Origin of the sequence: Aeromonas sp. s12 (assembly GCF_040907925.1) — a bacterium.
Taxonomy (GTDB): Bacteria; Pseudomonadota; Gammaproteobacteria; order Enterobacterales; family Aeromonadaceae; genus Aeromonas; species Aeromonas veronii.
In genome coordinates this window covers 173544-193587 of sequence record NZ_JBFOCT010000035.1, presented here as the reverse complement: position 1 = coordinate 193587, position 20044 = coordinate 173544, and the positions used below count along the sequence as shown (strand labels likewise).

Genomic DNA, 20044 nt, shown 5'->3' with positions numbered 1-20044 from the left:
GTGAGGATTTTTCCATTTATCTGATTTCTGAGGCATTACAATGAGCGACATCAAGAACGTCCGCATTGAAGAAGACCTGCTGGGCACCAAAGAAGTTTCCAATGATCTCTACTACGGTGTGCACACCCTGCGCGCTGTCGAGAACTTCAAGATCAGCTCTCAGAAGATTTCTGACGTTCCGGAATTCGTCCGCGGTATGGTGCTGACCAAGAAGGCCGCTGCGCTGGCAAACGGTGAACTGGGTACCATCCGTCCTGAAATTGCTGACAAGATCGTAGAAGCCTGCGACCTGATGCTGAACACCGGCAAATGCTTCGACCAGTTCCCGGTCGACGTTTACCAGGGTGGTGCCGGCACCTCCGTCAACATGAACACCAACGAAGTACTGGCCAACATCGCCCTGGAAATCATGGGTCTGGAGAAAGGCCGTTACGACGTCATCAACCCGAACGACCACGTCAACAAGTGCCAGTCCACCAACGATGCCTACCCGACCGGTTTCCGCGTTGCTGTGGTCAACAGCACCGACGTGACTCTGCACGCGCTGGAGCACCTGATCGCGGCATTCGATGCCAAAGCGAAAGAGTTCAAAAACATCCTGAAGATGGGTCGTACCCAGCTGCAAGATGCAGTTCCGATGACCCTGGGTCAGGAGTTCCACGCGTTCGCAGTGACCCTGCGTGAAGAGATCAAGTCCATCAAGCGTTGCCAGGAGCTGCTGCTGGAAGTGAACTTGGGCGCGACCGCCATCGGTACCGGTCTGAACACTCCGCCCGAGTACTCTGCACTGGCCATCAAGCGTCTGGCCGAGATCACCGGTCGTGCCTATGTGCCGGCAGAAGACCTGATCGAAGCGACATCAGACTGTGGTGCCTACGTCATGCTGCACGGCGCCATCAAGCGTCTGGCCATGAAGCTGTCCAAGATCTGTAATGACCTGCGTCTGCTCTCCTCCGGCCCGCGCACCGCACTGAAAGAGATCAACCTGCCGGAAATGCAGGCGGGTTCCTCCATCATGCCGGCCAAGGTCAACCCGGTTATCCCGGAAGTGGTCAACCAATCCTGCTTCAAGGTATTCGGTAACGACATCACCATCACCTTCGCCGCCGAAGCCGGTCAGCTGCAGCTGAACGTCATGGAGCCGGTGATTGGTCAGGCGATGTTCGAATCCCTGAGCCTGATGGAAAAAGCCTGTATTTCCCTGCGCGAGAAGTGCGTGGAAGGTATCACCGCCAACCCGGAAATCTGCATGAATCACGTGCTGAACTCCATCGGTATCGTGACCTACCTGAACCCCTTCATCGGCCACCACGAAGGGGATATCGTCGGCAAGATCTGTGCCCAGACCGGCAAGAACGTCCGTGAAGTCGTCCTTGAGCGCGGCCTGCTGAGCGCCGAGCAGCTGGACGAAATTCTCTCCATCGAGAACCTGATGAACCCGCAATACAAAGCCAAGCGTTTCACCCGCGAAGCTGCCGTATAAGCGAGTGTGGGCCGGGATCTTCCCGGCCCATAAAGTCAGTTCCCGATTGGTCTTTATCCCCAGCCCGATCGGGAATTGGCTTTTTGCCAAATAAAAACCAAAAACTAAAAAATGGAGTTATCGCTATGATTGGAATCGAGTTACTTGTCGTGCTCGCCGCTATCTATCTGGGGGCCCGGATAGGCAGCATCGGCATCGGCTTTGCCGGTGGTCTGGGGGTACTGGTATTGACGTGGGGTCTGGGCATGCCCATCCCGAGCGATCAACTGGTCAGCTACATCCCTTGGGATGTGATCATGATCATCGCATCCGTCATCTGTGCCATCGCCTGTATGCAACTGGCTGGCGGGATGGACTACCTGGTCTTCCTGGCAGAAAAAGCGCTGCGCAAGAACCCCAAATACATCACCTTCGCCGCCCCGGTGGTCACCTACCTGATGACCATGCTGGCCGGTACCGGTCATACCGCCTTCTCCACCCTGCCGGTGATCGCTGAAGTGGCCAAAGAGCAAGGGATCCGCCCATCCCGTCCGCTCTCCATCGCGGTTGTCGCCTCCCAGATCGCCATCACAGCTTCCCCGATCTCTGCCGCTGTGGTTGCCTTCTCCGGCATGCTCGAGCCGTTTGGTGTTGACTACCTGACCCTGCTGGCCATCTGTATCCCCTCTACCTTCCTGGCCTGTATCCTGGGCGCCTTCATTGCCAACATGATGGGCAAGCCGCTGGAGCAGGACGAAGTCTATCTGGAGCGTAAAGCCAAGGGCCTGATCAAACTGCGTGGTACTACCAAGCTCGAGATCAAACCGTACGCCAAGCTGTCGGTCTGGATCTTCATCGCCGCCATCGTTGCTGTCATGGCTTATGCCACTGCCATCTCCGGTAAAGTAGGCCTGATCACCAACCCGCCGATCCCCCGTGACGGCGCCATCATGGGCATCATGCTGGCCGCGGCCACCATCATGACCCTGGTGTGCAAACTGGACGCCACCCAGGTCACCAACATGCCGACCTTCAAGTCCGGTATGTCCGCCTGTATCTGCGTACTGGGTGTCGCCTGGCTGGGTAACGTCTTCGTGAAAGGCAACATGGACACCATCCAGCTGATCGCTGGCGACCTGCTGAACCAGTACTCCTGGCTGCTGGCCGTGGTGCTGTTCTTCGCCGCCATGCTGCTCTACTCACAGGGTGCAACCACCAAAGCCCTGATGCCTGCCGCTCTGGCACTGGGTGTCAGCCCGCTGACTGCGATTGCCTCTTTCGCAGCCGTGAGCGCCCTGTTTGTACTGCCGACCTACCCGACCCTGCTGGCTGCGGTAGAGATGGACGACACCGGCTCCACCCGTATCGGTAAGGCGGTCTTCAACCACCCCTTCTTCGTACCGGGCACCGCCACCATCGCCATCGCCGTGGCGCTGGGCTTCTTCTTCGGCGGCATCCTGCTGTAATCCTGTCGCCTGCCGATAGCCAAACAAAAATCCCCGCCAGTTGGCGGGGATTTTTTTATCTCTTTACTCTGTACTTGGCTTGGCTGTCTGGCAGCGAGAGGCCTGACGTATTATCCGGATGGCTCAACCACGGCGACAGCAGACACCACAACAGCGTGCCAGCGGCGCTATAACCACCGCTGCCGGATTGCCGGAGTAGTAGGCCACCATGGTACTCACCACCACGCCAGAAGGCGGGATCCTTCGGATCAGACCGGATCCAGGGTATCCAGCGGCCAGCGCGGCACGGCTTTGACCACAAGCGGTTCGAACACGCCCGCTTTCAGGCGCTGCATACCGGCGTAAGCGATCATGGCGCCGTTATCGGTGCAATATTCAGTGCGCGGATAGAACACCTCGCCCTTGAGGCTCTCCATCAGCTCGGCCAGCTGGGCACGCAGATGACGGTTGGCACTGACGCCACCGGCGACCACCAGACGCGTGAGACCGGTCTCTTTCAAGGCACGACGGCACTTGATGGCCAGGGTATCAACCACCGCATCTTCAAACGCCCGAGCGATATCGGCACGGGTCTGTTCATCATCACCATTGGCGGCGATGGTGTTGGCTGTGAAGGTCTTGAGGCCGGAGAAGCTCATGTCGAGCCCTGGGCGATCAGTCATGGGACGGGGGAAGTGGAAGCGCCCCTTAGTGCCCTTCTCGGCCAGACGGGAGAGCAGCGGACCACCCGGATAGTCCAGCCCCATCAGCTTGGCGGTCTTGTCGAACGCTTCGCCAGCGGCATCGTCGATGGATTCCCCCAACAGCTGATAGCTGCCGATACCGTCGACTCGTACCAGCATGGAGTGACCACCAGAGACCAGCAGCGCCACGAAGGGGAACTCGGGAGCTTTCTCTTCCAGCATGGGAGCCAGCAGGTGGCCTTCCATATGGTGGACGGCGATAGCAGGCTTGTTCCATGCCATCGCCAGCGAACGACCAATAGTGGCCCCCACCAGAATGGCGCCAACCAGACCCGGACCCGCGGTATACGCGATGCCGTCGATGTCATCCTTGCCCAGTCCCGCCTCTTGCAATGCGGCCTGGATCAACGGGATCGTCTTGCGAACATGATCCCGGCTGGCGAGCTCGGGGACAACGCCACCGTAGTCCGCATGCAGCTTGACCTGGCTGTATAACTGATGGGAAAGGATCCCTTTTTGATCGTCGAAGATCGCGATCCCGGTTTCGTCACAGGATGTCTCTATGCCCAATACACGCATTGCTAAAAAATTTCACTGCTAAAATGAGACGGCTATGGTAACCTTCGCGGGTTTTTTAAACCAGAGCGATCTCTGCGGGTTTACTTTCATTCCCTGTCCAGAGTATAATTTCGCACCATTTTAAGACATGCTGATCGATTGAAGGTCAGCTAACAATTTATCACTGAGGTGAAAGGCACATGCCAGTAATCAAAGTCCGTGAAAATGAGCCGTTTGACGTTGCTCTGCGTCGTTTCAAGCGTTCTTGCGAAAAAGCCGGTATCCTGTCCGAAGTTCGTAGCCGTGAGTTCTACGAGAAGCCGACTACCATTCGTAAGCGCGCCAAAGCGTCTGCTGTCAAGCGTCACGCCAAGAAGCTGTCTCGCGAAAACGCACGTCGTATCCGCCTGTACTAATCGGGAGATATTGCCGTGTCTCTGAAGGATCAACTCAAGGATCAGCAAAAGCTCGCCATGCTTGCCAAAGATAAGGCACGTCTGGGAGCGATCCGCTTGTTGATGGCAGAAATCAAGCAACGTGAAGTCGATACCCGTATCGAGCTGAATGATGAGGATATCCTCGCTGTCGTGACCAAAATGGTCAAACAGCGCCGCGATTCCATCAGCCAATTTGAAGCTGCCGGTCGCCAGGATCTCGCCGACAAAGAGTCCGCCGAGATCGTTGTGTTGCAGGAATTCCTGCCGCAACAGCTGACCGCAGATGAAATTGCCGCCCTGATCGAGCAAGCCATCACTGAAAGTGGTGCTGCCGTCATGGCTGATATGGGCAAGGTCATGGCTGTCTTGAAGCCGAAAATTCAGGGGCGTGCCGATGTCGGCGCCGTCAGTGCTCAGGTGAAAACCCGCTTGGCGTAACAGGCAACTCTCTTGTTTGGTCGAAGAAGCCGTGCTTCCCTTGGAATGCGCGGCTTTTTTATTTTCTCCGCAATGAAACAGGACGGTTATGGCAGGCAGGATCCCCCAATCCTTTATCGACGATCTGCTCGTACGCACAGACATAGTCGAGCTGATCGACTCGCGAGTGCGGCTGAAAAAAGCCGGTAAGAACTACCAGGCTTGCTGCCCTTTTCATAACGAAAAAAGCCCCTCTTTTACCGTCAGCCAGGAGAAGCAGTTCTACCACTGTTTCGGTTGTGGCGCCCACGGCAACGCCATCGGCTTTGTCATGGAGTACGACGGTCTCGAATTTCCCGATGCCATCGAAGAGCTCGCCAGCATGCAGGGCATGCAGGTGCCTCGCGAGCAGAGCATCGGCGGCTCGGCCAATAGCCAGCCCGCAGTCAGCAAGGATCTGTTCGAGCTGATGAACCAGATCGCCCGCTTCTACGAGAGCAATCTCAAGAGCGCTCCCCATGCGGTGGAGTACCTCAAAGGCCGCGGCCTGACCGGTGAAGTGGTCAAACGATTCAACATTGGCTATGCACCCAGCGATTGGGATCAGGTGCGCCGCCGCTTTGGTACCAGCCGGGATCACGAGCAGTTGCTTATCTCGGGCGGCATGCTGATCACCCGTGACAATGGCCCGGGGAGTTATGATCGTTTCCGCGATCGCATCATGTTCCCGATCCGTGACAAGCGAGGCCGAGTCATCGGTTTCGGTGGCCGGGTGCTGGGTGATGGCACCCCCAAATACCTGAACTCACCGGAGACCCCCATCTTCCATAAAGGGCGGGAGCTGTTCGGTCTCTACGAGGTGAAGCAGGCACACAAGGATCCACGCCGGATCCTGGTGGTGGAAGGCTACATGGATGTGGTGGCACTCGGTCAGTACGACATCGACTATGCGGTGGCGGCGCTGGGTACTGCAACGACCAGCGACCATATCCACACCCTGTTTCGCACCACCGCCGAGGTAGTCTGCTGCTACGACGGTGACAACGCCGGTCGTGAAGCCGCCTGGCGCGCGCTGGATAATGCCCTCCCTCATCTGCAGGATGGCCGCGAGCTGAAGTTCGTGTTTCTGCCCGATGGCGAGGATCCCGACTCGCTGGTACGCCAGATCGGCAAGGAGGGCTTTGAAGCCTTGCTCGATGAAGCCCAGCCGTTCGCCGACTTCATGTTCGAGCGTCTCGGTCGCGATGCGGCGCTTTCCGGTGAGGCAGGCAAGTTCGAAGTGGCCAACAAGGCCGCCGAGCTTATTCGTCGCGTTCCGGAAGGGTTTACCCGCGAAGGGCTGATCACTCGTCTCTCCAGCATGATGCGCTGGGGCGAGAACAAGCAGCGCATCGCCGAGCTCTTTGCCCGTAACAGTCAGCCCAAGGCCGAGGTCAACAAACCCAAGGCAGCCAAGCTGACGCCACTGCGGCGTGCGCTGGCACTGATGGTGCAATATCCGACAGTAACGGCTGAGCTTCCCCCCATGCCGGAATTAGCCGGGCTACGCGTACAGGGCATCAAGTTCCTGCTGCAACTGCACCAGCAAATCCTGGCACAGCCCGGTATCACAACCGGTATCCTGCTGGAACACTGGCGTGGTACCAAGGAGGGAGAGATCCTTGCTCAGCTGGCCATGCACGACCTGTTCGAGGAGATCAAACTCGATCAAGAGCCGGATATTCTGGGAGAATTGCAGGACACTTTCGTCGGCTTCATCAACCAGTTTCTGAAACAGCGGATCGAAGAATTGCAGGCCAAAGTGGCTCAGGAAGGACTAAGCTCCGAAGAAACCCAAGAGCTGATGATGCTGATAAGAGAGGTGCAAATTGAGAAAAGAAATGAGAGTGGGGCTTGATATTTGAGTGATTAGTCCCAATATGGATAGCGTTGCCCGAATCGACGGGATGAAAAGCAAAATTTTTATAACCGCCTGGCCCCGACAATACTGCGGGCAGGGGTTTCTCATGACCGACGCCGCAACCAGACATAGCATGTCTGGCGGTTTTCTATTAGAATTGGCTATTTGCGCAGCAGCGCACTGTACGCGCAACCTAGCAACACCAACCGGATGAGTTCTATGGAGCAAACCCCGCAGTCTCAGCTTAAACTCCTCGTTGCCAAAGGTAAAGAACAGGGCTACCTGACCTATGCCGAGGTGAACGATCACCTCCCGCAAGACATTGTCGATTCAGACCAGATCGAAGACATCATTCAGATGATCAACGATATGGGCATTCAAGTGGTTGAAAACGCTCCGGATGCCGATGACCTTATCATGGCTGAAGGTGGTACCGCCGATGAGGACGCTGCCGAAGCAGCGGCCCAGGCTCTGGCATCTGTTGAATCTGAGATTGGTCGTACGACCGATCCCGTCCGCATGTACATGCGGGAAATGGGTACCGTCGAACTGCTGACCCGTGAAGGCGAAATCGACATCGCCAAGCGGATCGAAGACGGTATCAACCAGGTACAAAGCTCCGTAGCCGAGTACCCTGAAGCAATCACTTACCTGCTCGAACAGTACGACAAGTACGAAGCCGAGCAGTTGCGTCTCTCTGACATCATCTCTGGCTTTATTGATCCGAACGAAACCGAAGACATGGCACCTACCGCCACGCATATCGGTTCCGAGCTCGGCGAAGACGATCTGGCCGACGAAGATGAAGAAGACGAAGAAGACGAAGACGAAGATGGCGACAGCTCTGACGACGACGGTGACGGTGGCCCGGATCCGGAAGTCGCTCGCGAGAAGTTTGGTGAACTGCGTGCCCAGTATGAAGTGACCCGCCTCTCCATTCAGAAGAATGGTCGCGCGCACGAAGATACCCAGGCCGCCATCGCCCAGCTGGCCGATGTATTCCGTCAATTCCGCCTGATGCCCAAGCAGTTCGATCGCCTGGTCAACAACATGCGTGAAATGATGGAGCGCGTCCGCGTGCAGGAACGCATCATCATGAAGCTCTGCGTTGAGCAGGCCAAGATGCCGAAGAAAACCTTCGTCGCGGCCTTCACCAACAATGAGTGTGAAACTGCCTGGTTCGAATACCAGAAGCAGGCTGGCAAAGCCTGGTCTCCCCGTCTGGTTGAAATGGACGAGGATATTCAGCGCGCCATCGGCAAGCTGCAGCAGATTGAAGAAGAGACCGGTCTGTCGATTGCCCAGATCAAGGATATCAACCGTCGTATGAGCATCGGTGAGGCCAAAGCCCGCCGTGCGAAGAAAGAGATGGTTGAGGCCAACTTGCGTCTGGTTATCTCTATCGCCAAGAAATACACCAACCGTGGTCTGCAGTTCCTGGATCTGATCCAGGAGGGCAACATCGGTCTGATGAAGGCGGTAGACAAGTTTGAATACCGTCGTGGCTACAAGTTCTCGACCTATGCAACCTGGTGGATCCGTCAGGCCATTACCCGCTCCATCGCGGATCAGGCACGTACCATCCGTATCCCGGTACACATGATCGAGACCATCAACAAGCTCAACCGTATCTCCCGTCAGATGCTGCAGGAGATGGGTCGCGAACCGAACCCGGAAGAGCTGGCGATGCGCATGGGCATGCCGGAAGACAAGATCCGCAAGGTACTGAAAATCGCCAAAGAACCTATCTCAATGGAGACGCCCATCGGTGATGATGAAGATTCCCACTTGGGCGACTTTATCGAAGATACCACCCTGGCTCTGCCAGCGGATGCGGCGACCAGCGAAAGCCTGCGCAACGCCACCCGCGAAGTGCTGGCTGGCCTGACCGCCCGTGAAGCCAAGGTACTGCGGATGCGTTTCGGTATCGACATGAACACTGACCACACCCTAGAGGAAGTGGGCAAACAGTTCGACGTTACCCGTGAGCGTATTCGTCAGATCGAAGCCAAGGCACTGCGTAAACTGCGCCACCCGAGCCGCTCGGAAGTGCTGCGCAGCTTCCTGGACGAATAGTCCTGACCCTGTGTCAAACTGCTCTGCCAAAGCCCCGCCATGCGGGGCTTTGTTTTGTCTGGCATTTACCCTTGCAACCCTCTTTGCGCCCTCAATCAAGCTGGACAATTAGTCGCCAAGTGGTTGATATGCCTATAGACTGCCCTTTCCTCTTCCCCTATAATCCACGCCGCTAAACGCACAATTTGGCCCCTTAGCTCAGTTGGTCAGAGCAGTCGACTCATAATCGATTGGTCGTGGGTTCAAGTCCCCCAGGGGCCACCAAATTAGAAAAGGCCGCTCATGATGAGCGGCCTTTTTGCATCTACGTATCGGGCAATCCCCTGTGATGAGCTGGATGAGGTCATAGAAAAGACCCGCCATGGGCGGGTCTGGGCAGGGTCCGGATCAGGCGCCTCACTCAGTGACAAGGAGCCTAATGCTGAGCCTCAGGTTTGCTCGTTGCTGCCGCTCTGGATGGACGAGCGACGCCCGATGGCAGGCAGCATCCGGGTAACCAGATTGCTGCGCTGACGCCAGGAGGTGAAGACGATGGCCAGCAGGTGCAGACCAATCAGTCCCTGCAGCGCCACCACGCACCACTCATGCCACTCGTCAGCCCCCAGTTCAAATCCCGTCTCGGTATTTTGAAACCAGCCGCTTCCAGCAGTGGCCAGCACAACCAGCCAGAGCGCCCACACGGCCAGCTTGCCGCTACCGTGATGACCCGGTGCCGGAGGCTGCCGCTCACGCATCTCGCGCGCTTGCTGGCGAAAATCCTCACCGCTGGGGATGAGGGCACCAAGGCGAGCGTAGCCACGGGCAAAAGTGAGCCCCCAGAGCAGACGCAAGGAGACCAGCCCAATGGCGCCGTAACCCAGCCACTCGTGCCACTCCTCCCCCGCTTCGTTAACCCAGAGGTTGCCGATGCAGACTGCCGCCAAACCCCAGTGGGTCAGGCGAACCAGCGGATCCCAGCGAAAGGGCTCACCCTTTTTGCTTGGCATATTTGTGGTACTCCTTCTTCAGGTCGTTGACCTTGGCCAGATGTTCGCGCGCCTTGGCCTCATCACCCGCCTTGAGTGCGGCCAGGCTGGCGTCCAGCTCGGTCTGTACCTCGTTCATCCCTTCAAGGAATTTCTCTTTCTTGGCGGCCGGCATGTTCTTCTGCTTGGCCACATCCAGCTGGGCCTTCATCTCGTTGATGTGCTTCTCCATGGTGGCTGCATCATCAGCCTTGACGGCCTGCTTGTAGTTGAAGCCAATCTTCTTCATCGGCTGTTCCAGATCACCCGCCACGGCAGGCAAGGTCATCAGGCCAAACATCAGGGGCAGCAGCAGGGGGCGGACGGTTTTCAACATGGGATTTCCTTATATAACGACATGCTCGAATTGTTAGGGGTACTTATGAATCCAAACAAGAATTCATCACCAGCATGATGCCATGACTTATGGTGAAACGTTTGTGAAAAATGCTGTTTTTTGTGGCAAATAGTGACAGATATGCCGCGCTTGTTTGCGCTTGGTAACTGATTGAACGCAGGTGACGCGCACCATGAAGATGGTTGAAAGCGGTAAACAGGGACAAAAAACCCCGCCGTAGCGGGGTCTGAATCAGCTGGCCATTTGCGTGCGTCAGTTACTCCTGTTCGCGAGCAATGGCGCGCCAGCCGATATCCTTGCGGTAGAAGACGCCATCCCACTTGATGCGGCCAGCGAGCTGATAGGCACGCTGCTGGGCTTCTGCCACTGTGTGGCCGAGGGCGGTGGCGCACAACACGCGGCCGCCAGCGGTCAGGCTGGTATCGCCCTCCAGGCGGGTACCGGCATGGAACACCTTCTCACCCGCCACTTCATCCACCGGCAAGCCGCTGATGGGGTGGTTGGTGCTGTAATCGCCAGGATAGCCTCCCGCCGCCAACACCACGCCGATGGCGGCGCGGGGATCATAGATGGCCTCTTTCTGATCCAGCTTGCCTGCGCAAGCGGCTAGGCAGAGCTCCACCAGATCGGATTGCATCCGCAGCATAATGGGCTGGGTCTCGGGATCGCCGAAACGGCAGTTGAACTCGATCACCTTGGGATTGCCTGCACCGTCGATCATCAGACCGGCATAGAGGAAACCGGTGTAGACGTTGCCCTCGGCCGCCATGCCGCGCACGGTCGGCATGATCACCTGCTCCATCACCTTCTGATGTGCCTCGGCGGTCACTACCGGCGCCGGGGAGTAAGCCCCCATACCACCGGTGTTGAGGCCGGTATCACCGTCGCCAACCCGCTTGTGATCCTGACTGGTGGCCATCGGCAACACGTGCTCGCCATCGACCATGACGATGAAGCTCGCCTCTTCACCCTCCAGAAACTCCTCAATCACCACCCGGGAGCCCGCTTCGCCAAAGGCATTGCCGGAGAGCATGTCGCGCACCGCGTCTTCCGCTTCCTGCAAGGTCATGGCGACAATCACCCCCTTGCCCGCCGCCAGACCATCGGCCTTGATGACGATGGGGGCGCCCTTCTCGCGCAAGTAGGCGAGTGCTGGCTCCACTTCGGTGAAGTTCTGGTACTCGGCGGTCGGAATGGCGTGACGGGCCAGGAAATCCTTGGTGAAAGCCTTGGAGCCTTCCAGCTGGGCAGCGGCAGCGGTCGGGCCAAAGATCGGCTGACCGGCGGCGCGGAAGGCATCCACCACCCCTTTCACCAGCGGCGCTTCCGGCCCGACGATGGTGAGGCCGACCTGCTTCTCTTTGGCAAAGGCCAGCAGCCCTTCGATATCGGTCGCCTCGATGGCGACGTTCTCGACACCCGGCTCAAGCTGGGTGCCTGCGTTGCCCGGCGCCACAAAAACGTGACGTACCAGTGGGGAGTGTTTGGCCTTCCAGGCCAGAGCGTGTTCGCGGCCACCGTTGCCAATGATCAGTACTTTCATCGTATCGCTCGCTTCTATTTGTGGTCACTGGACGGCCTCTCTGGCCGTCAGTCAGTGGAAATAGTCAGTTGAAAAGAGACAACAAAAGGGCCGCCATCGGCAGCCCCTGACCCATCAATGACGGAAATGGCGCATGTTGGTGAACACCATGCACATGCCGTGCTCGTCGGCGGCGTCGATCACCTCCTGATCGCGCATCGAGCCACCCGGCTGGATCACGCAGGAGATACCGGCCTGCGCGGCAGCATCGATACCGTCGCGGAACGGGAAGAAGGCATCGGAGGCCATCACGGAGCCCGCCACGGTCAGCCCTTCGTCCGCCGCCTTGATACCGGCGATTTTGGCCGAATAAACACGGCTCATCTGGCCTGCGCCGACGCCGATGGTCTGGCCATCTTTGGCGTAGACGATGGCGTTGGATTTGACGAACTTGGCCACTTTCCAGCAGAACAGCAGATCTTGCAGCTCGGCCTCGGTCGGCTGGCGCTTGCTGACCACGGTCAGGTCGCCCAGCGTCACCATGCCGAGATCCCGCTCCTGTACCAGCAGGCCGCCGTTGACGCGCTTGAGGTCAAAGCCTTGCGCCGGTGCCGTCCACTGACCGCATTCGAGCAGACGCACGTTCTGCTTGGCGGCGACCGCATCGCGGGCCTCCTGGCTGACGGTCGGGGCGATGATCACTTCGACAAACTGGCGGGCAACGATGGCAGCGGCAGTGGCACCATCCAGCTCGCGGTTGAAGGCGATGATGCCGCCAAAGGCGGAGGTGGGGTCGGTCTGGTAGGCGCGATCGTAGGCACTCAGCAGGTCACTACCAATAGCCACACCGCAGGGGTTGGCATGTTTGACGATGACGCAGGCCGGCTCGTCGAACTCCTTCACACACTCCAGCGCTGCATCGGTATCAGCGATGTTGTTGTAGGAGAGCGCCTTGCCCTGCAGCTGGACAGCGCTGGAGACGGAACCCGGCGCGGCATGCTCTTCGGCGTAGAAGGCGGCGGCCTGATGGCTGTTTTCGCCGTAACGCATGTCCTGCTTCTTGATGAACTGGCTGTTGAAGGTACGCGGGAAGCGGGACTCCTCGTCACCCTCCTTGTTGTCACCGTAAGAAGGAACCATGGTGCCGAAGTAGTTGGCGATCATGCCGTCGTAGGCGGCGGTGTGCTCGAAGGCTGCGATGGCAAGATCGAAACGGGTCGCCAGTTTCAGGCTGTTGCCGTTGGCATCCATCTCGCGAATAACCCGATCATAGTCAGCAGCTTTGACGACGATAGCGACATCTTTATGGTTTTTGGCGGCAGAGCGCACCATGGTCGGGCCGCCGATGTCGATGTTCTCGACCGCATCGGCCAGGGTGCAGCCCGCTTTGGCCACGGTTGCAGCAAAGGGGTAGAGGTTGACGACAACCATGTCGATGGGGGAGATAGCGTGCTGGGCCATGATGGCGTCATCCTGATCCCGACGGCCGAGGATGCCGCCATGAACCTTGGGATGCAGGGTCTTGACCCGGCCATCCATCATTTCAGGGAAACCCGTGTAGTCGGAGACCTCGGTCACCGGCAGACCCGCCTCGCCAAGCAGCTTGGCGGTACCGCCCGTGGAGAGCAGGGCAACACCACGCTCGTTGAGTGCCTTGGCAAATTCCAGAATGCCAGTTTTGTCAGACACACTCAGCAGTGCACGGCGAATGGGTCGAGCTTGTTCCATCACACTATCGTCCTCAACATAACGGGGACCGTTCCATGGGAGGCGAGGCTCAACACAGAGAGTCCCCAAATAAATGGAAGTGGGGGATTTCGCAAACCACTCTCGCCCCGATATCCGGCAAAAGCGTTTTAGGAAATGCCCGCTTGGTGCGGCGCTCTGTTATGGGCGCGTATTCTACACAAAAAATGTGACCTGTGGTGGATTTTTTGAAACAGCAAAGCCTTATTTGGCGCGGCGTTAAACGTTTTCCACTTGATTTTCTCGAAACGTTTGCACTTTCAGTGTTTTATGGGAAAAAGGGTCGCCAGGAGATGTTTATCTGCCCCTTTTATGCCCTTGGCTGGCAATCCATGGGCAAAGGGGTGATAGTGGATTCCGGTTTTTGTGGCGGCATACATTCAAGGGGAGAGAGAGCATGTATCGGATCGGTGAACTGGCCAAGGTGTGCGGGGTCAAGGCAGATACCCTGCGTTTTTACGAGAAGAACGGGCTTATCTCACCGGGGATCCGCAACGAATCCGGCTACCGCCTCTACAGTGAACAGGACAAGCGGCGGCTGGAGTTCATCATTCGCGCCAAGTCGGTGGGATTCTCGCTGGCCGATATTGGCGAGCTGCTCGACCTCGATACCAACAAGGCCAAAGTCACCTGTCAGGAGGTGAAAGCGGTGGCCGACACCAAGCTGGCCCAGGTGGAGCAGAAGATCATCGAACTGACCCGCTTTCGCGACAACCTGCGAGAGCTCTCCAATATCTGCTGCGGCGGGCCGCGCTCGGCGGAGCACTGCGCCATCCTCGAGACGCTGGAATCTGGTGCCCCGGCCCATCACGAGCATCATAGCCACGACCAGCATGACCCGGTTCACGGCTGACATGGTATGCCTGACTGAGCGTGCCTGGCTCAGTGTGACTGACTCGGCGCCGCCGACGCATTGCTCTGGCGGCAATTTGGTGACAAAATCGCCGCGTTTTTAACCGGTGCCAGTGCATCCGGTTGCCGGGCGCTCAGCTGAACAGGCGCTCGCAGCGAAAACCACCATCCAGACACAAGAATCAACACACCAAGAGAAAAGAAGAGGAGCCATCATGGCCAAGATCCGGGTCGACCAACCCGTCCTCCCCCGTGAGGAAGATGCGCAAGGGGGCCGCTATGCCCATCAGCGCGGCGAGATAAAGGATAACCATCTGCATGCCCTGCTTTCCGATCCGCTGTTTCGCAGCCGGGTCGAGCGCAACAAGAAGGGCAAGGGGAGTTACCAGCGCAAGGCCAAATTTGGCAAGCGGTGGGAGCCCGGCCAACAGCAGATGATCCGCGTCTGCTACTGAGCGGGTTTCTACCGACCATAAACAATCAGGGCACCATAGGTGCCCTGATTGTTTTTACTGAAAACGAGGTCTGGCAACGCCAACTCACCACCTCAAAGTTGCGCCTCAACAGGCCACTCACTCATCCATAAACAGTTCGAGCAACACGTTGAGATAACGGTGGCCGAGAGAAGTAAGCTGCCAGCTATCCCCCAGATCCTCGATAAGCTCCTTGCTTTGGGCGATGGCAAGCACCGTCTCCACCCGTTCCAGCGACAAGCCGGTATAGGCCTCGAACTCCGCCTTGGGGGCCGGTTCAAACAGGCGGAAGCGGTTCATAAAGTATTCGAGCGGCAGATCGTCTGCCGTCACCTGCCACTGCTCGTCCAGATAGGGACGGCTCTTGTCCAGATACCCTTTCGGATGCTTCACTTTGGCTGTGCGCAGGATCTGCTGCTCCGCGAGATCGGTCACCTTGCCGTGGGCGCCACAGCCGATCCCCAGATAGTCGCCAAAGCGCCAGTAGTTGAGGTTGTGATGGCACTGGTAGCCCTCTTTGGCATAAGCCGAGATCTCGTACTGGCGATAACCGCTGGCGGTAAGCATGGCGTGGCCCTGCTCGTAGATGTCCCACAGGGTGTCATCTTCCGGCAGTTTGGGCGGCTTGGAGGCAAAGGCAGTGTTCGGCTCTATGGTGAGCTGATACCAGGAGAGGTGCGGCGGGGCGCAGTCGATAGCCTGCTGCAGGTCATAAAGGGCATCGTCCAGACTCTGATCCGGCAGACCGTGCATCAGATCCAGATTGAAGGTGGGCAACTTGATAGCATGGGCCAGTGCGGCGGCCTTGCGCGCCTCTTCCGGGCCGTGGATACGCCCAAGCCGAGTCAGCTTCTCCTGCTGGAAGCTCTGCACCCCGATGGAGATACGGTTGATACCGGCGCGCTGGAAACCGGCGAACTTGTCCGCCTCCACCGTGCCCGGGTTGGCCTCCATGGTGATCTCGCAATCTGCGGTGAGCGGAATGCGGGCCCGCACCCCGTCCAGCAAGGCTTGCATCGCCTCTACCGTCAGCAGGCTGGGGGTGCCGCCACCGATAAAGATCGAGGAGAGCGGCCGCCCCTGCGCCCACTTCAGATCCTGATCCAGATCCTCCAGCAGAGCGGCGACATATTCGAGGTGAGGCAACTCCCCCTTCTGGGCATGGGAGTTGAAATCACAGTAAGGGCACTTCTGGACGCACCAGGGCACATGAATATAAAGAGAGAGCGGCGGCAGTTGCAGCATGGGGCTTCCAATAAAACGGGGGCTCAAGGCCCCCATTGTAGATGACTATGTGTGATTGACCGTGTGTAACCGACAAGGTGGCGAAGTGACTCAGTGTGCCGCAGCCAGCGCCGCTTTGAGCTTGGCCAGAGCCTGACCGCGATGGCTGAGCTGGTTTTTCAGCTCGGCGGGCATCTGGGCGGCGGTGCAGTCGTGATCCGGCACGAAGAATACCGGGTCATAGCCAAAGCCATGTTGACCGCGCGGCTCGTCGATGATCATCCCTTCCCAGCTCGCCTGACAGATGATGGGGGTGGGATCGTCAGCGTGGCGCATATAGACCAGCACACACCAGAAGCGGGCGCTCTTCAGGTACTCGGGGGCACCTTGCAGCTCGCCGAGCAGCTTCTCGATGTTGGCCTTGTCACCAGCCCCCACACCGGCAAAGCGGGCGGAGTAGACGCCGGGGCGCCCTTGCAGCAGATCGACTTCCAGACCAGAGTCATCGGCCACGGCGGGCAGACCGGTAATGCGGGCGGCGTGGCGGGCCTTGATGATGGCATTCTCGACGAAGGTGGTGCCGGTCTCATCGGCATCGGAGACCGCAAACTCGCTCTGTGGGATCACCTGGATCTTCATATCGGCCAGCATGGCGGCCAATTCCTTCACCTTTTTCTGGTTACCTGTTGCCAGGACAAGCTTGTTCATCGAGCACCTCCGCAAAAATAATCTGCGCATTCTATGCGGCGCAAGCGTTTAGTAAAAGCGCCAATTACACCCGCTGTGATGGGGTTACGGGGGATTTGCCGCCATCGAATAACCAGCTTTTTAATACATGTTTCCATAATGGAATAACCAAAGTGATTAAATACCATTTCTATTCATTACTGTGAGTCAGTAGACTCGCGCCCCAATTCATTAACCTGGCTGACTAAAGAGGTGACAGATGCCATTGATACTTTTACTCGTACTACTGGTGCTGTTCAGTCCGCTGGCTATCGACATCTACCTGCCCGCCATTCCGCAGATGGCCGAGCAGCTGGGCGCCGAAGTAACCCTGATGCAGGGCACCATCACCTGGTTCCTGTTCAGCATGGGGCTGGGGCAACTGCTTGTTGGCCCGCTGGCCGATCGCTACGGTCGCAAGCCTATCGCGCTGGGCGGCGTGCTGCTCTATGGCCTGAGCGCGCTGGGGGCCGGTTTTGCCGCCAGCCTCGGCGAATTGATGCTGGCGCGAGTGCTGCAGGGCTTCGGCGCCTGCGCCACCTCGGTCGCCGCCTTCTCGGTGGTGCGTGACAGCTACGGCCCGAAAAAGAGCGGTCAGATGATCTCCTACCTCAATGGCGCCATCTGCTTTATTCCTGCGCTGGCCCCCCTGCTCGGTGGCTGGCTCACCGCCAAGGCGGGCTGGTCTGCCAACTTCTGGTTTATGGCCGGTTATGCGCTCATCGTCGGCAGCTGGCTGATGTGGCGGATGCCGGAGACCCGCCCGGAGGAGACCCGCAGTGAAGGGGTCCTCATCAGCTGGTCTCGCTACAGCCCGGTACTGCGCTCCCCCAGCTTCCTGTTCAACGCGGCGCTGTGCATGCTGGCGATGGCGGTGATCCTCGCTTATGTCACCGCCGCACCGGTGCAGCTGATGGTGAAATTGGGGCTCGATATGAGCGGCTTTAGCTACTGGTTTACCGCCAACGCCGCGCTCAACATTCTGGCCTGTTTTATGGCGCCGCGCTTTATCGCCAAGGTGGGGCCAAGACGCACCCTGCGCATCGGCCTGCTGGTGTTGATGCTCTCGGCTATCATCCTGACTTTGGCCATACACATCGAACATCCGCTGGCGATGATGGGGCCGGTGTTCCTCTCCAGCATCGGCTTTGCCATGATTCTGGGCTCGGCCGCCGGGATGGCGCTGGCACCGTTCGGCCACTGCGCCGGTACCGCCGCCGCCCTGCTCGGCCTGTTCCAGATGAGTGGATCCGGCGCCCTGGTTGGTCTGACCGGCGCCCTGATGCACGACCCGCTGAGCCAGCTGGCGCTGCATATGTGGCTGCTGCTGCCGCCCCTGGTGATGCTGATGACCCGACGCGGTCGCCGCTTGTGTTTGCAATAAATCCTGTGCTCTGATGGGCACACTCAGGGGGCCATCGGCCCCCTTCTCGTTTGTATCACCTTTACAGCATATTGCCATCCGGCAGCTCACCTGCGATGGCAACCCCACTCACTCGATGTCAGCGGAGAACTCCCGATGAGCCACACTCTTAACGCAGCCCTGGTGGGCTATGGCTTTGCAGGCAAGACCTTCCACGCTCCCTTCCTCTCCACCACCCCGGGCTTGTCCCTGAGCTGGGTGGTAAGCCGCGATGCCACCAAGGTGCAGGCCGATCTGCCCGGCTGCCGGGTCGGTTCACTGGAGGAGGTGCTGAGGGATGAGACCGTCGATCTGGTGGTGATCGCCACCCCCAACGACACCCATGCCCCCCTCGCCCGCCAGGCGCTGCTGGCAGGCAAACATGTGGTGATCGACAAGCCCTTTGCACTGGATCTGGCCGAGGCGCAAGCGCTGGTCGAGCTGGCCGAAAAGCAGCAGCGACTGCTCAGCATCTTTCACAACCGCCGTTGGGACGGGGATTTTCTCACCGTGCGCCGTTTGATTGCCGAAGGGACGCTGGGGCAGATCACACAGTTCGAATCCCACTTCGATCGCTATCGCCCCGAGGTGCGCCAGCGCTGGCGCGAAGCGGGTGGCCCGGGTTCCGGCCTCTGGTTCGATCTCGGCCCTCACGTGCTGGATCAAGCATTGCAGCTGTTCGGCCAACCGGACTGGTTGCAGGCCGATCTGGCCGAGCAGCGCCCCGGCGCACTGGCGGACGACTACTTCCATGTGGTGCTGGGTTACGGTGCTCTGCGGGTTATTCTGCATGGCAGCTGTCTGGTCTCGGCCACCATGCCGCGTTTCATCGTCCACGGCAACCAGGGTTCGTTCGTGAAATGCGGTATGGATGTACAGGAAGACCAGCTCAAGCTGGGCAAGCGGCCACCGGCGGCGGATTGGGGCATTGATAGTGAACCCGGTCAGCTCAGCCGCATTGTCGATGGTCAGTTGCAGCAGCAGAGCGTGGTGGGTGAGGCCGGGGATTATGGCGCCTACTATCGCGGTGTCTGCGCCGCCATCAAGGGCGAGGGAAGCAACCCGGTGCCAGCAAGTGAAGCGCTGGCGGTGATGGCGCTGCTGGATCTGGCCCGTCAGAGCCACCTTGAGGGAAAACGGCTGCCCTGTCAGAAGCTGTCTGACTAAGGTGCGGGTCATCGGGCGCGCTTGACCAACCTTGACCTTGTTAAACCGCCACAAGATGGCAACAAAGTGGTGTTTTATTGTGCAATTAGTGCCATTTAACGGCATCTTGTATTGATATCAGTCGTTGCAGTGGAGCTTTTTATCCACGGCACGAAAAAATGTCATTGTGATATCCGTTTTCATCGGTAACTAATGGGGCTATATTGCGCCCGCCTGCTGCCTCCCGGCTTCTTGTTTCAATACCGGGCAACGGTGGGCGCTGTGATGGTTGCACAGACCATCTCTCCATCTTTTTTTGAGGGAATGCACATGAACAAAGTACTGGTAGCCGGTATCCTGGGTCTGATGTTGACTGCTTGCGGTCAGAAAGAAGAAAAAGCTGCCGCTCCTGCTGCTGCTCCGGCCGCCGAAGTTGCTGCCACTGTAGAAAAAGCCGCTAGCGAAGCCACCTCTACCGTAGAGAAGGCCACCTCCGAAGCGACTGCAACCGTAGAAAAAGCTGCTACCGAAGCCGCTACCAAGGTTGAAGCTGCAGTGAGCGATGCCAAGGCCAACTAAGCCTGCACCTCAT

18 protein-coding genes and 1 tRNA gene are annotated in these 20044 nt (G+C 58.3%); 12 read left to right on the top strand and 7 right to left on the bottom strand.

Features of this window, described 5'->3' with window-relative positions:
- Positions 1 to 40: 40 nt before the first annotated feature.
- Both aspA and AB5Y67_RS18250 read left to right on the top strand, forming a co-directional pair.
- The gene (gene aspA, locus AB5Y67_RS18255) at positions 41 to 1483 is read left to right on the top strand and encodes an aspartate ammonia-lyase (RefSeq protein ID WP_005340569.1); all 1443 of its coding nucleotides are present in this window, start codon (positions 41 to 43) and stop codon (positions 1481 to 1483) included.
- 125 nt (positions 1484 to 1608) lie between these two features.
- Complete coding sequence (locus AB5Y67_RS18250; RefSeq protein ID WP_021229055.1) at positions 1609 to 2928, top strand: anaerobic C4-dicarboxylate transporter; 1320 nt, start codon at positions 1609 to 1611, stop codon at positions 2926 to 2928.
- Positions 2929 to 3176: 248 nt separating this feature from the next.
- On the opposite strand, the gene tsaD is transcribed toward AB5Y67_RS18250, so the two are convergent.
- A complete protein-coding gene (tsaD, locus tag AB5Y67_RS18245) occupies positions 3177 to 4190 on the bottom strand; it encodes a tRNA (adenosine(37)-N6)-threonylcarbamoyltransferase complex transferase subunit TsaD (protein ID WP_064337300.1) in 1014 nt (337 codons plus the stop codon).
- Between the two features lie 179 nt (positions 4191 to 4369).
- Here tsaD and rpsU point away from each other — a divergent pair, with 179 nt between their 5' ends.
- The 5 genes from rpsU (at position 4370) to AB5Y67_RS18220 (ending at position 9263) form a co-directional block, all read left to right on the top strand.
- Positions 4370 to 4585 (top strand): 30S ribosomal protein S21, encoded by a 216-nt coding sequence (gene rpsU, locus AB5Y67_RS18240; protein WP_005309452.1) that lies wholly within the window; start codon positions 4370 to 4372, stop codon positions 4583 to 4585.
- A 15-nt stretch (positions 4586 to 4600) separates the two neighbouring features.
- On the top strand, positions 4601 to 5044 hold the full coding sequence (locus AB5Y67_RS18235) for a GatB/YqeY domain-containing protein (protein WP_005349081.1): 444 nt from the start codon (positions 4601 to 4603) through the stop codon (positions 5042 to 5044).
- An 88-nt stretch (positions 5045 to 5132) separates the two neighbouring features.
- Positions 5133 to 6920 (top strand): DNA primase, encoded by a 1788-nt coding sequence (gene dnaG, locus AB5Y67_RS18230; protein WP_005358121.1) that lies wholly within the window; start codon positions 5133 to 5135, stop codon positions 6918 to 6920.
- A 183-nt stretch (positions 6921 to 7103) separates the two neighbouring features.
- Positions 7104 to 8999, top strand: coding sequence for an RNA polymerase sigma factor RpoD (gene rpoD, locus AB5Y67_RS18225; RefSeq protein ID WP_263718854.1), 1896 nt, complete (start codon positions 7104 to 7106; stop codon positions 8997 to 8999).
- Between the two features lie 187 nt (positions 9000 to 9186).
- Positions 9187 to 9263: transfer RNA gene (locus AB5Y67_RS18220), tRNA-Ile, on the top strand.
- A 164-nt stretch (positions 9264 to 9427) separates the two neighbouring features.
- On the opposite strand, the gene AB5Y67_RS18215 is transcribed toward AB5Y67_RS18220, so the two are convergent.
- The 4 genes from AB5Y67_RS18215 to purH all read right to left on the bottom strand — a co-directional run bounded on the left by AB5Y67_RS18215 (position 9428) and on the right by purH (position 13611).
- Positions 9428 to 9985 (bottom strand): cytochrome b/b6 domain-containing protein, encoded by a 558-nt coding sequence (locus AB5Y67_RS18215; RefSeq protein WP_043825875.1) that lies wholly within the window; start codon positions 9983 to 9985, stop codon positions 9428 to 9430.
- Positions 9966 to 10340 carry a cytochrome b562 gene (locus AB5Y67_RS18210; RefSeq protein ID WP_005349056.1) on the bottom strand — a complete coding sequence of 125 codons (375 nt, stop codon included), beginning with the start codon at positions 10338 to 10340 and terminating at the stop codon, positions 9966 to 9968. The genes AB5Y67_RS18215 and AB5Y67_RS18210 overlap by 20 nt, the downstream gene beginning before the upstream one ends.
- Positions 10341 to 10617: 277 nt before the next feature.
- Positions 10618 to 11904, bottom strand: a complete 1287-nt coding sequence (purD, locus tag AB5Y67_RS18205; protein WP_199427855.1) for a phosphoribosylamine--glycine ligase — start codon at positions 11902 to 11904, stop codon at positions 10618 to 10620.
- Between the two features lie 114 nt (positions 11905 to 12018).
- The gene (gene purH / locus AB5Y67_RS18200) at positions 12019 to 13611 is read right to left on the bottom strand and encodes a bifunctional phosphoribosylaminoimidazolecarboxamide formyltransferase/IMP cyclohydrolase (RefSeq protein ID WP_199427856.1); all 1593 of its coding nucleotides are present in this window, start codon (positions 13609 to 13611) and stop codon (positions 12019 to 12021) included.
- A 415-nt stretch (positions 13612 to 14026) separates the two neighbouring features.
- Here purH and zntR point away from each other — a divergent pair, with 415 nt between their 5' ends.
- Together zntR and AB5Y67_RS18190 are read left to right on the top strand one after the other, a co-directional pair.
- Entirely contained in the window at positions 14027 to 14482 is a 456-nt protein-coding gene (gene zntR, locus AB5Y67_RS18195) for a Zn(2+)-responsive transcriptional regulator (protein WP_199427857.1), read from the top strand.
- A gap of 214 nt (positions 14483 to 14696) precedes the next feature.
- Entirely contained in the window at positions 14697 to 14936 is a 240-nt protein-coding gene (locus tag AB5Y67_RS18190) for an alternative ribosome-rescue factor A (RefSeq protein ID WP_199427858.1), read from the top strand.
- Between the two features lie 117 nt (positions 14937 to 15053).
- Here AB5Y67_RS18190 and hemW read toward each other — a convergent pair whose 3' ends face one another.
- Together hemW and rdgB are read right to left on the bottom strand one after the other, a co-directional pair.
- Complete coding sequence (hemW, locus tag AB5Y67_RS18185) at positions 15054 to 16199, bottom strand: radical SAM family heme chaperone HemW (RefSeq protein ID WP_199427859.1); 1146 nt, start codon at positions 16197 to 16199, stop codon at positions 15054 to 15056.
- 90 nt (positions 16200 to 16289) lie between these two features.
- Positions 16290 to 16886, bottom strand: coding sequence for an RdgB/HAM1 family non-canonical purine NTP pyrophosphatase (rdgB, locus tag AB5Y67_RS18180; protein WP_005340539.1), 597 nt, complete (start codon positions 16884 to 16886; stop codon positions 16290 to 16292).
- Between the two features lie 238 nt (positions 16887 to 17124).
- Here rdgB and AB5Y67_RS18175 point away from each other — a divergent pair, with 238 nt between their 5' ends.
- The 3 genes from AB5Y67_RS18175 to AB5Y67_RS18165 all read left to right on the top strand — a co-directional run bounded on the left by AB5Y67_RS18175 (position 17125) and on the right by AB5Y67_RS18165 (position 20031).
- Complete coding sequence (locus tag AB5Y67_RS18175; protein WP_199427860.1) at positions 17125 to 18288, top strand: multidrug effflux MFS transporter; 1164 nt, start codon at positions 17125 to 17127, stop codon at positions 18286 to 18288.
- 135 nt (positions 18289 to 18423) lie between these two features.
- Positions 18424 to 19473 (top strand): oxidoreductase, encoded by a 1050-nt coding sequence (locus AB5Y67_RS18170; protein ID WP_368208059.1) that lies wholly within the window; start codon positions 18424 to 18426, stop codon positions 19471 to 19473.
- A 309-nt stretch (positions 19474 to 19782) separates the two neighbouring features.
- Complete coding sequence (locus tag AB5Y67_RS18165) at positions 19783 to 20031, top strand: hypothetical protein (RefSeq protein ID WP_005340533.1); 249 nt, start codon at positions 19783 to 19785, stop codon at positions 20029 to 20031.
- Positions 20032 to 20044: the final 13 nt, after the last annotated feature.